The 12338-nt window shown below is 42.6% G+C and carries 9 protein-coding genes, 5 tRNA genes and 1 rRNA gene; 4 read left to right on the forward strand and 11 right to left on the reverse strand.

All coding sequences use genetic code 11. The annotated features are described in order from the left end of the window. Positions 1–365: 365 nt before the first annotated feature. The 7 genes from QUF19_RS18505 to QUF19_RS18535 form a co-directional block, all read right to left on the reverse strand. A tRNA-Val gene (locus QUF19_RS18505) sits at positions 366–441 on the reverse strand. Between the two features lie 66 nt (positions 442–507). Beyond that, positions 508–583 (reverse strand) — tRNA-Ala (locus QUF19_RS18510). 24 nt (positions 584–607) lie between these two features. Then, positions 608–683, reverse strand: a tRNA-Val gene (locus tag QUF19_RS18515). Positions 684–709: 26 nt separating this feature from the next. After that, a tRNA-Lys gene (locus QUF19_RS18520) sits at positions 710–785 on the reverse strand. A gap of 2 nt (positions 786–787) precedes the next feature. Further along, positions 788–863, reverse strand: a tRNA-Glu gene (locus tag QUF19_RS18525). A 122-nt stretch (positions 864–985) separates the two neighbouring features. Further along, a 16S ribosomal RNA gene (locus tag QUF19_RS18530) occupies positions 986–2540 on the reverse strand. Positions 2541–3112: 572 nt separating this feature from the next. Further along, on the reverse strand, positions 3113–3637 hold the full coding sequence (locus QUF19_RS18535; protein WP_286301927.1) for a DUF3087 family protein: 525 nt from the start codon (positions 3635–3637) through the stop codon (positions 3113–3115). A gap of 256 nt (positions 3638–3893) precedes the next feature. Between QUF19_RS18535 and trmY the strand changes: the two genes are divergently transcribed. After that, positions 3894–4493 (forward strand): tRNA (pseudouridine(54)-N(1))-methyltransferase TrmY, encoded by a 600-nt coding sequence (trmY, locus tag QUF19_RS18540; protein WP_017083166.1) that lies wholly within the window; start codon positions 3894–3896, stop codon positions 4491–4493. Between the two features lie 75 nt (positions 4494–4568). Here the strand turns inward: trmY and QUF19_RS18545 are convergent, their stop codons facing one another. The 3 genes from QUF19_RS18545 to QUF19_RS18555 are packed head-to-tail and all read right to left on the reverse strand — an operon-like array spanning position 4569 to position 8267. Further along, the gene (locus QUF19_RS18545; protein WP_286301934.1) at positions 4569–5642 is read right to left on the reverse strand and encodes an HlyD family secretion protein; all 1074 of its coding nucleotides are present in this window, start codon (positions 5640–5642) and stop codon (positions 4569–4571) included. Beyond that, positions 5609–6925: a glycosyltransferase family 2 protein gene (locus QUF19_RS18550; protein WP_286301937.1), complete on the reverse strand. Its 1317-nt coding sequence runs from the start codon at positions 6923–6925 to the stop codon at positions 5609–5611. Before QUF19_RS18550 ends, QUF19_RS18545 begins: the two co-directional genes overlap by 34 nt. Continuing rightward, entirely contained in the window at positions 6912–8267 is a 1356-nt protein-coding gene (locus QUF19_RS18555) for a TackOD1 domain-containing metal-binding protein (protein ID WP_286301940.1), read from the reverse strand. The genes QUF19_RS18550 and QUF19_RS18555 overlap by 14 nt, the downstream gene beginning before the upstream one ends. Before the next feature lie 364 nt (positions 8268–8631). On the opposite strand from QUF19_RS18555, the gene QUF19_RS18560 reads away from it, so the two are divergent. Then, positions 8632–9834: a hypothetical protein gene (locus QUF19_RS18560; RefSeq protein ID WP_286301942.1), complete on the forward strand. Its 1203-nt coding sequence runs from the start codon at positions 8632–8634 to the stop codon at positions 9832–9834. 124 nt (positions 9835–9958) lie between these two features. On the opposite strand, the gene QUF19_RS18565 is transcribed toward QUF19_RS18560, so the two are convergent. Next, a complete protein-coding gene (locus QUF19_RS18565; RefSeq protein ID WP_139683476.1) occupies positions 9959–11059 on the reverse strand; it encodes a permease in 1101 nt (366 codons plus the stop codon). A 233-nt stretch (positions 11060–11292) separates the two neighbouring features. Between QUF19_RS18565 and QUF19_RS18570 the strand changes: the two genes are divergently transcribed. Then, entirely contained in the window at positions 11293–11589 is a 297-nt protein-coding gene (locus QUF19_RS18570) for an ArsR/SmtB family transcription factor (protein ID WP_004733042.1), read from the forward strand. Then, positions 11573–12187: an RNA polymerase sigma factor SigZ gene (gene sigZ / locus QUF19_RS18575; RefSeq protein ID WP_286301975.1), complete on the forward strand. Its 615-nt coding sequence runs from the start codon at positions 11573–11575 to the stop codon at positions 12185–12187. The genes QUF19_RS18570 and sigZ overlap by 17 nt, the downstream gene beginning before the upstream one ends. The last annotated feature ends 151 nt before the right edge of the window (positions 12188–12338 follow it).

A 12338-nucleotide genomic window follows, 5' to 3' on the forward strand; every position in this document is an offset into this window, starting at 1 on the left:
TAGTATGGCAACTAACCAAGGTTTTTGGTTGTCATCAAGAAGGGTTAATTCTTGATGACTGTTTGCCGGACTCAATTTACTCTTTGTTTCCACTTTTTAATAAAAAGTAGAATCAAAAAATGAACAATCATTTCTGATCATTCGAATACAAGACACTTGAATGTGTTTGTTGTGTTTATACCGTTCTTAATAAATAAGAGCAGATAAACATTGAGAACTTTTAAATTTGATTTGAATTACTCATAAGTAATCAAATCAGTCAGCTTTCCAAATTGTTAAAGAGCAAGAGTTTTTCAAGTTTTAAACTTTCAAAACCATTTTTAAAAACTCTCATCAGACTTATGTCATCAGAGAATGTTTAAAGATGGTGGGCGATACCGGGCTCGAACCAGTGACCCCCTGCTTGTAAGGCAGGTGCTCTCCCAACTGAGCTAATCGCCCATGATAGTTTCTTTTGTCTTCACTTTTAAAAAGTGAAAATAAAAGCCATCCTTCATGGAGAAAGAATGGTGGAGCTATGCGGGATCGAACCGCAGACCTCCTGCGTGCAAGGCAGGCGCTCTCCCAGCTGAGCTATAGCCCCATATTTTATTTCCTTGGGAGGAAATGGTGGGCGATACCGGGCTCGAACCAGTGACCCCCTGCTTGTAAGGCAGGTGCTCTCCCAACTGAGCTAATCGCCCCAAATTTTTATTTCCTTGGGAGGAAATGGTGGGTCGTGCAGGATTCGAACCTGCGACCAATTGATTAAAAGTCAACTGCTCTACCAACTGAGCTAACGACCCAATGGTATCCCGTAGGGGAGTCGAACCCCTGTTACCGCCGTGAAAGGGCGGTGTCCTAGGCCTCTAGACGAACGGGACACTGCTAATTCATCTCCACTTAAAAAGTAGAAACAAACTTCGAAGAACCTTGGGAGTTCTTCTTCTCTTTGCTTTTCTAAACCTAATCAATCTGTGTGGACACTCATCGTGGTATCTTCGTATAAGGAGGTGATCCAGCCCCAGGTTCCCCTAGGGCTACCTTGTTACGACTTCACCCCAGTCATGAACCACAAAGTGGTGAGCGTCCTCCTCGAAAGGTTAAACTACCCACTTCTTTTGCAGCCCACTCCCATGGTGTGACGGGCGGTGTGTACAAGGCCCGGGAACGTATTCACCGTGACATTCTGATTCACGATTACTAGCGATTCCGACTTCATGGAGTCGAGTTGCAGACTCCAATCCGGACTACGACGCACTTTTTGGGATTCGCTCACTATCGCTAGCTTGCTGCCCTCTGTATGCGCCATTGTAGCACGTGTGTAGCCCTACTCGTAAGGGCCATGATGACTTGACGTCGTCCCCACCTTCCTCCGGTTTATCACCGGCAGTCTCCCTGGAGTTCCCGACATTACTCGCTGGCAAACAAGGATAAGGGTTGCGCTCGTTGCGGGACTTAACCCAACATTTCACAACACGAGCTGACGACAGCCATGCAGCACCTGTCTCAGAGCTCCCGAAGGCACACCTGCGTCTCCGCTGGCTTCTCTGGATGTCAAGAGTAGGTAAGGTTCTTCGCGTTGCATCGAATTAAACCACATGCTCCACCGCTTGTGCGGGCCCCCGTCAATTCATTTGAGTTTTAATCTTGCGACCGTACTCCCCAGGCGGTCTACTTAACGCGTTAGCTCCGAAAGCCACGGCTCAAGGCCACAACCTCCAAGTAGACATCGTTTACGGCGTGGACTACCAGGGTATCTAATCCTGTTTGCTCCCCACGCTTTCGCATCTGAGTGTCAGTGTCTGTCCAGGGGGCCGCCTTCGCCACTGGTATTCCTTCAGATCTCTACGCATTTCACCGCTACACCTGAAATTCTACCCCCCTCTACAGCACTCTAGTTCACCAGTTTCAAATGCAGTTCCGAGGTTGAGCCCCGGGCTTTCACATCTGACTTAATGAACCACCTGCATGCGCTTTACGCCCAGTAATTCCGATTAACGCTCGCACCCTCCGTATTACCGCGGCTGCTGGCACGGAGTTAGCCGGTGCTTCTTCTGTTGCTAACGTCAAGATATGCAGCTATTAACTACACACCCTTCCTCACAACTGAAAGTACTTTACAACCCGAAGGCCTTCTTCATACACGCGGCATGGCTGCATCAGGCTTTCGCCCATTGTGCAATATTCCCCACTGCTGCCTCCCGTAGGAGTCTGGACCGTGTCTCAGTTCCAGTGTGGCTGATCATCCTCTCAGACCAGCTAGGGATCGTCGCCTTGGTGAGCCATTACCTCACCAACTAGCTAATCCCACCTAGGCATATCTTGACGCGAGAGGCCCGAAGGTCCCCCTCTTTGGCCCGTAGGCATTATGCGGTATTAGCCATCGTTTCCAATGGTTATCCCCCACATCAAGGCAATTTCCTAGGCATTACTCACCCGTCCGCCGCTCGACGCCCATTAAATCCTCCGAAGAGTCAATAATGTCGTTTCCGCTCGACTTGCATGTGTTAGGCCTGCCGCCAGCGTTCAATCTGAGCCATGATCAAACTCTTCAATTTAAGATTTTGTCGGCTCAATGAATACTGACTTCAAAACTACAAAAAGTAATTCTAAAGCTATTATCTTTCCAACAGAAAGATAATGAATTGACTGTGCCAAATACCTTCTTTCTACAAGAGAAAGTAGTTATTCGTATTGGTCACTCAGTTCATTGAAACCAAAGTTGATTCCGAGGAATCTGTTTTACTTCTCTTAATAAAAAGGGAAGATAAAACATTTTGATATTCATCAACGAGTACCCACACAGATTGATAGGTTTAAATTGTTAAAGAGCTTTGCTTATCGAAACTTTCTTTTTACAAAGAAACCCTTGAAAGCGGACGTGAATTCTAGCGATTTAATCTTAAGTGTCAAACACTTTTTAAAATTAATTTCTTTCGAACTTTCCGTCTTACTGATTACCGCTAAAGCCTTGTGGCGTCTGCCGTGTCAGTGAGGCGGCATTATAGAGATCATCGAAAACATGGCAACCCCTATTTTAATAAAAATTCAAAAAAGTTGCTTAAGCGGCTACTTTTACATCAAAACCCTCTTTCACAGGTTAAAGCTCATACAATCAAGAGCATATAACTTAGAATTTTGCGACTAGATCTTTCGAGAACGCCTCTATATCCAGTTCGATACTCCACTTTTCACCTAACTCTACTATGTTATCTAGTGATTGCTGAACCGTTTTTATCGTCAATGTATTGTTATCTAGGTCGTATACCTGTTTTTGCGTAGTGTAATAGAAGTAAAGGATAGTTAACGCTTCTCGATCGCCTTGCTCAGCTTTTGGTTGAATACGCTTAAGCTTACGATAGATTTGATTGTGAACTTGTTTAAGGTTCCACACATAAAGCGCCTCTTTAAAGTAATCATGCCCTTTCACACGACTCGCAATAAACGCATTCAAGGCGACTGATAAAATCACCCCGAGTACATTCAAATGGAAATTGCCTGTCGCTTCCCCACTAGCGGATCCAGCTGAACCAAAAAGTTCAATCAGAATGCTACCGAATACGATGGCAAACAAGGCGAGTGACCCAACCAATGAAACCAACAGTAGGTTCATATTCTTTTTATATTCTTCTTTATTAATCTTCTGTAACTTCATCGACTACTTCCTTATGTAAGTCACCTAATAACTTGCGCATACTATCTATGTAAACCTTGGTTCGCTTCAACCTTTACCATCTTGTAATGTGGTCACTCTCTATTTAATACGTAAAGCTCTTCTGATCAGTACTATACATAACTCCATTTGACTTCATTAATAGAAAAGAGTTACATACCGCCATAATTTTGGTTATTCATCAATTCATGCTGATAAAGCCTGTTTCGCTTTATCACATACTGACAAGGTACATTCCATGCGTTCATTTGTATTACGCGCTCGCGCAGCCCCTACAGAGAGTAAACTTATCTTAGAAGGTGTTGGACAAGACGCCCATACCGAGATTCTGGCTCATACTCTGATGAACACGATCTTCGTTGCTCAATCTCACCGTGAGAATGTCACCGTGCACCTTGTGCTAGAGAGTACTAAAGACTTTTCACGTACCATTACATTCGATTCAAATGAGATCACCAACATTGGTGGCTTCCATGAGTCTGCATTGTTATCAGCGGTAGTGCGTGCGGTTGATGCTTCTCAGGGTATGACGAAAGAGCAAACTCGTCAGGTTGAACCGGGTATCACTGTTCGTACGATGAGCTTTGAAAAGTTGGTTAAAGAACTGGCTGAAGACCACCAACTGTACATGATGGATAAGAAAGGCGACTTTATCCGTGATGCAGAGATTGCGGAAAACCCATGTTTCCTTCTGACTGACCATATCCCTATGCCGAAGAAAAGCTACAACAGCTTGAAGCGCTTAGGGACAGAGAAAATCAGTTTAGGTCCAAACATGCTGTTTGCTTCTCAGTGTGTTGTGTTGATCAACAATGAGCTTGATTTAAGAGACTTCTGATTCAACCTTATAACTATTGAAATAAAAATGGAGCGATCACGCTCCATTTACTCCTTTGTTCAGTTAACATCCGCACTAAAAACGAGCTTCAACTGTCATCCCTTCAACCCAATACTCTTCTGGCGGTGCTGTAATAAAGTCCAATACAACTTTCAAATACGCCGGCTGACCTTCAAACGGGCTTACTAACTGGCTTGGTAATTTGCTCACAACTTCTACCGAATCGGACACTTCAGCTTCAAAAGAGCTACCGTTAGGAAACTTTACCAACGCATTTGCTCCCTTTACCGCGTCTTCTAAATATTTAGGGTCTAAGTAAGCCACGATATGAGGAACGGTATTTTTTGCTATCGTCACTAGCTCATCGCCTTCAAAAACACGCTGCCCTTCGACAACATGTATGTCTACGACGCGACCTGCATAGGGAGACTTTACAGATAACTCCTGCTCTCTTACACGCTTAAGGGCTAAATCTTTCATCAATGAACGTTTAGCCTGACTAACTGGTCCAGCTAACTCCCGCTCCTCTTCAGCCAATTTAGCGCTTTGATAATCAAGCTTTTGTTGATTCAACTGGTTATTCAGCGAGTTACCCATTCCAACAATACTGGCATAATCCACATCCGATACTTGTCCTTTTTTACGATATTCTTCATAACGTTTTTGAATTTGCTGTACTTTACTGAGGTTCCGACGCGTTTCTGCAATACCGTTTAAGTGCAATGCTTCCATATCGCTTGGTAAATTGACTTTTAACCTTAACAGCTCCGCATGTATAAACTCAATTTGAGCTTCAATTTCCAAATTCGTCAATTGAATTGCAGTCTGTGCTCGCTCCACTTGAGTGCCGTCGTCTATGGGTATCGGCCCAACAATGCCTGCAACCTTAGCAGTCAGAGTAACTGGATAAGACGTAACAATAGCCGGAGCAATCACGAGAAAATTTGTCTTCAAGAAAAAATAAGCCACGAATAAAAGTGGGCTTATTACCAAGCTCAAGATCAAATACCAACGAAAGCGATAGCCCCCTCTTTTTGCTTGTCCGTAAGCAACCTTTACACCGTCATCCGATTGAGGTTTGTTTTTTTTATCCAGATGAAATTTTACTTTCATTGCTAAAACCTTTTGCCTTTTTTCAATACCCACCAAGGAGCCATACTCGACTCTTCGTGACTTCTTCTAAATAATTCATTAACCATGGAAAACGCAGTAATCAAGCGCATAAAAAACTGATAAAAAGGATAGAGGGGTAGCCATTTAGCCATTCTTAGATCCTCTTTCTCCCTTTCAGAAACTAAACCAATGTAAACAGTAAAAAATATAATTACGGTAAACAAATACACGCAATAAATTAGAATCATCAATGCAGCAACAAAATCAATTGAGTGAACCCAAAATATATAAAACATGAACACTGAAACTAGAATCGGCAGCAATACATTTTGCAATACACCATAAACGAGAGTGAAGATGAAATTCCCCCAACCCAGTAAACGGGGGGTTAGTCCTTCATTGTGTTTCCTCAAAAACAGAAACAATAAATCTCCGTCCCATCTAAGCCTTTGCTGTACTAATCCTTTTAAGGTATGAGGCACGTCAGTATGACCGACAGCTCTTGGTGCAAAAGCCAATCTATTATTTGGGTAGCGTTTCTTATATTGTTTAAGCCTCATCGTTAAATCGAGATCTTCAGCCGTATGCGTATCCCAACCTCCAACTTGTTTTAATACATTTTTTCTAAATGCACCAAAGGCTCCAGAAATATTATTTAGCACTCCCCAGTTTGAGAGCCCTGTTTTTCCTGCTTGCATAGACAACATATATTCTAGAGACTGCATACGAGTAAGTAAGTTGTCCTGCCAATTTCTTACACGCAACGCACCACCTGAAGCAATCACATTCTTGTCAGTAAATTGCTTCATCATTTGCAGTGCCATATCGTTATCAAAAGAAGTATCGCCATCAACATTTATAACAAAATCGCCGGTGGCATTATCTAAACCAGCATTCAACGTTGATACTCTTCCTCCCCTTTGCCACTTAGGTATAACTCGAACATTTCGATTTTTTACAGATTGATGTCTCTGCTCACCTCGAATCGCAGCTTGATAAGTATCTTCATTCTGAGCTGCACCATCAACTACCGCTAACACTTCAATCTTTCCGGGATACAGTTGCTCAACTAGTGTGTCTATCGTAATTTCAATCGCATCTCCTTCGCCATAACAAGTAATGACGAAAGATATGCTCGGGTATTCTGTTGTCTCAATATCACTCTCAGAATAAGACCAACGAAATATCCCTGTTAACACGAGTAAAAAAAGTGGCAGTTCAACAATAACCATCATGGGGAACAGCATGAGCCATAGCTCTGTATTTTCGAGTAACATCCCCCAAAAATATTGTTGAAGATTGAGGCTATTCGACAGCATAAATTTCGCCGACTTTACTCTCTAACCATGCCCCAACATCCTCTTTAACTATGGGGTCAGGAAGGCTCCAAGCAAACACATTCAATGTAAAATCGTCGTCTTCAATAAGTAGACAAAGGGCTTCTATTTTTTCACGCAGAACATTGATATGTTCCATCTTAGCTTTAGGCATAAATACGAAAAGAACATCACTTTTGTACTGACAACAAATATCTGAGTCTCGAAACAAACCGTTAAGGCGCTCAGTAATTTGCTCGATCAAAGCAAACATTTTCGCATCTCCATTCTTGGATACATATTGAGCTAAATCAGGGAGATGCAGCCCTAGGAGAAGGTGATCTTCTTGATGACGGATAGCGATACGATTGACCCAATCAAGGAGGTTTGAAAAATACCCGCTGTCTACTTTGCCGCGTAGTGTCAGCTCTGGAGCAGATAATTTGACGCCGTGACGGAATATATACTCGCCCTGCACACCTAATTTTAATGAATAGATTTTCCTGACAACCAACTGAGAAACATCATTCTTGGCATCACAACTAAAACAAACAGCCAAAGTCTCAGCTTCAGAAAAGGAATGAGAACAAACGTTACATGAATGAGTCTCTAGCGGGCGGTCATAATCCACACCGATATGACGAAGTTGAGTTAAACATTTAGGGCATTCCAGTTTATGGTTACGTTTAAATTGTCCTTGTTCGGCTACATGACCACAGGTGAAACAATGTAATGAGACACGCTCGGTAATATCAATGTCTTTACATGAAGGGCACACTTCGATGTAATTCAAATGAGCACTAGCGCAGTCAGAACATACACGGACTCGATTGATCAACTCATCATATTCAAACGTATCACGCTTGGTTTCTGACAAAACAAAACGATATGTAGAACTTAACTCTGGATAATATAAGTCGACTAAAGGGTAAGAATATATCGATTTCAGAGTCAGGGATCGATGAGGGACTAGTCGTCGATCTTGCTCCAACCCTAACCATCCAATTAAAGGGTCTAAAGCATCCGTCGATTCGGAAACACTGTTCAACGTTCTACTATGTTGGGTCAGTTCGTCCTCAATAGTCTCTTGATTTAAAACTCCATCAGATAAACAAACTGATAATGCGCTAGTTTCAAATACATAAATCTTCCAAGACCAAAACTTTCTGCAACGGTGAAGTTGACTTAATAAATCATCTTGTACACTGGCTTCTGTGTTTAGAAAAACTACACCACCTAACAACTCTGGTAGTTGCTCAATATCACTTACTTGTGCAATATCAAATCGATCTTCCGTATCAACTATTGGGGTCCCAAGACAGTAAATTTTTAATTTATCTCTCATTCATTAACTCCATACTTTTGACACTTCCACCGTCAAATAAACGTAACATTCTGAATATTAATGAATGCTATTGGATTGGTCGGCCTTATACAAATACTAGATATCGATGTAAAAACAGTCCAATCATTAACCAATAATATAAGATACTGACACCATTACATTAACAACACTGAAACATATATATTAATGATAGTTTTAAAATTATAGATAAACAGCGCTCCAAAAATTGGATTGCGAGACTTTTTTCAGACTCATTACATCAACTTTCGGAGCAATGCCTCTCTCTAACTCATTCAATCTTATAAATTTCTCATATCACTTCTATACTGATTCCAATCTTAATTAATCGTGTTAAAGGCAAAGGATGAGCGTATTAACCGTATTCTTCTGTGGCACAGGCTCAAACTCAGAAGACAACAATCACAAAAACTATGTTTCTGGCGAATTGATTTCGACGCTAGCGAAGAATGCAACGGGCAGAGACATGATTGACTACATTCAGGTGGATGGGGTTGGCAGTGGTAATCAGAACGAGTGGTTGAAGCAAGGTAAGGATGACACCTATTCTGGAGTTAAGGGAACATTGCTAGGCAAAGGCATCGACAGCAATATGCGCCATGTACTGAATATCTTGCGCGGAAGCCAACAAGATAAGAATGACTACATGAAACGAGCCAAAGGACTGCTTAGTGAATCTCGCCCAGAAAAGTCAGCTTGGCCTTTTGCAACCAACCAGAAATATCAAGATTGGTTGAAAGATTCACAAGCTCTAGCTGCAGACTTAAAACAAGGGATTGCCGCTCGCCAACAAAACATTGCGATTGAACGCCAAACGAAACCCATTAGCCAAGTTAACATCGTAGGTTGGAGCCGCGGAGGTGTCAGTTGCTTTGAACTGGCGAACCGAATGCTCAAAGATCCCAAGCTAAGTCATATTCCAGTCAACATCTTTGCGTGTGATCCCGTTCCCGGTGGGATGAACGCATTCAAGGATTACAAATTACTGGGCAAAAACGTCAAACAGATTGTATGTGTTTTTGCCGAAGACGAACGCTCATTGGCTTTCAAAGCGAGAATGCCGCGCTTGTCTCCTTCCACTAAATATTACACAACCTACATGCCAGGCCGACACGGTACTTTGGTAGGCAATGCCAATACCTCCGGCGGGAGTAAAGGTGCGGGGTTACTTACTGGCCCTGGACTTGTTACCCGAGACTTCATGGAAAAGGTATTAACGGGCTGGGGAACGCAACTCAAGGCAAACTCGACGTTGAACTTTTCTAGGCAGCGCATTATCGAGTTATACGAGCAAATGCGCAATAATGAAGAATACTTCAATAAAATGCACGGCATGACTTACACGGCAAAGAACCGACTGTTATGGACAAGCAAAGATAGAATCGGTCAGCAGAGAGAGCGTCGCTATGGGATTCCAATGTATCGCTTTCAGTTCCCCGGAATCACTAACAATTATGGCGATGCTATTAATCGTCATCACTGTGATGTGTTAGCCACCAATGCTTTCGCTGCATACGGTACTTCGGCTGCGCTGCCAAACGCAGTCTGATAATCATGCTTTGTTAAACACATTTCAGGGCGGAACAACCTAAACAAAAAAAGAGCTCAATTATGTGAGCTCTTTTTTATTATCGATGTCTTGTTATCGATGGTGTTCTTGTAATCAGAACTGATTAACCAAAGATAAAGCTGTATAGGAAGCCTGCGCCCATCGCCATGCTTAGAATAACGAATAGGAATGCTGCAATCATTTGGTTTTTGAAGATTGATTTAAGCAGGATAACTTCTGTCAAACTTGCACCCGCACTACCAATGATCAATGCCATTACCGAACCTAACGCCATACCTTTCTGAACTAGAGCAGCACTTAGTGGAATTACCGCTTCAGCACGAATGTACAGTGGAATACCAATCACAGCCGCTACAGGAATCGCATACCACATACCTTCACCAGCGTATTCAGCAATTAGGTCTGTAGGAATGAAGCCGTAGATGAATGAACCAATCGCGATACCCATCATTAGGTAAGGGAAAACTTGTTTGAAGTCTTTCCAAGTTGAGAACCAAATTCTCATCCAACGGCTAGGCTCTTTCTTCTCTACGATTTCAGCCGTCGCACTTCCATCCGTTGAGCAGCATGAAACAGTAACTTGTGGCTCTTCTTTTTTCGAATCGCAGCAAGATGTCTCTTTCGCCATTACAGGTGCAGGTTCACCACATGCACTTGTACCACATGAAGACTCTGCCTTCGCTGGCGCTGCTTTCTTAGGAGCAGAATCACCACAGCTAGTGCCACAGCTTGAAGCAGAACCTGTCGATTCATACGCTTCAGGTTTTACGTAACGCTCAAAGCCAAGCTTCTCAAGTGCGTATCCTGCCACTACCGATACCGTCATTGCGACTAAGAAGTAGAACACCGCCACTTGCCAGCCGAACGTAATCACGAACAAACCAATGATCACTGGGTTCAATAGTGGGCTACCGAATAGGAACACCATCATTGGACCGAAACCCGCTCTTGCACGGAGTAATCCTTTAAGGAAAGGAATGGTCGAACATGAACAGAAAGGCGTAATCGCACCCAATAGCGCTGCAACCACATAACCCTTACCGTTACGCGAGCTCAGAATAGATTGAATCTTCTCTGGTGTAAGAAACTCTTGTAGAATCCCAACAATGTAGCTGATCGCCAAGAAAAGGATGATTAGCTCTACTGCTAAGAAAGCGAACATATCAAGTGCGTCTTTCAGCATTGTTAACATTTCATTGCTCATAATTAACTCCAAACTGGATTTAAGGTCGTACTCTATGAGGAAAGTAATCAACCCTTAATTTCGAATATTCTCGAATTATAGAAATATTTCGTAACAGATCAAGCTTTATTTCGATAAAAATCGAATTGAATTTCAAAAGAACGGATTTTCAATGACTTATAGAATCACGCTTTTTACATTTGTATTTGGGTTACATTTCGACTAATATCGAAATTAAATCTTGAGGAGTTAATATGAACTTAGAAGTCGTTGCGAAAGCACTTAAAGAGTTGGGCCACCCTATTCGCCTAACTATTTATAAGAGTGTCGTTAAAGCTGGCTACCAAGGCATTGCAGTTGGCGGCCTACAAGAAGAGCTAGGTATTCCTGGTTCTACCTTGTCTCACCACATTTCAAGCCTAGCGTCGGCAGGTCTAATCAGCCAAAGACGTGAGGGAAGAACCCTATTTTGCGTAGCAGAGTATGAATGCCTAGAAGGCGTGATTGATTTCTTACAAGACGAGTGTTGCGTGAATGAACAGTGCAACTAAAGCACCTTTGAATAAGGCACCTTTGAATAGGGCATCTTTGAATTTGGAACAAGTTTGGGCTGAGTATCAGCAAGCGTTAAAGTCATTCTTGCATTCCAAGGTCAACAACACCGCTGATGTCGACGACTTACTGCAAGAGATCTTGATTAAGACTTATCAAAACTTAGATAAGGTGCAAGATGCGAGCAGCGTAAAATCGTGGCTATTCCAATTAGCCAATCACACCATTATCGACTTCTATCGTAAACATGCTCGACAACAGCGTGACAGCCAAATTGATGCTGAAGATCTATGGTTCACCGATTTAGACCACAACTCTGAGTTCAAACAGAAGCTTTCATTGTGTATCGAACCCTTTATTCAGGCGCTACCAGAACAAAGTTCATCATTGCTGCTTGCTGTCGACATCAAAGGTCAAAGTCAGAAAGAGATCGCAGAGGCGCAAAACGTCAGCTACTCAACGGTTAAGTCTCGCGTTCAGAAAAGTCGCGGGGATCTTAAGAACCTGTTTGAAGAGTGCTGTAACCTGTCACTTGACCAACAAGGCAATGTGATTGACTGCGAACTCAAGCCAGACAACGATTGCAGTAGCTGCTAATAGCTAATTCGAATCCGTTATTTAAATAGAACAAAGCCAGCAATTGATGCTGGCTTTGTTATTTTCATAATCTGTAAATCACTTTGCTTAAGCTAGCCCAGTCCTTGAGCAAACCTAGTGTTTGAGCGAACCTAGTACTTGTGCGGACTTA

The organism is Vibrio sp. FE10, assembly GCF_030297155.1.
GTDB classification, from domain to species: Bacteria; Pseudomonadota; Gammaproteobacteria; order Enterobacterales; family Vibrionaceae; genus Vibrio; species Vibrio apostichopi.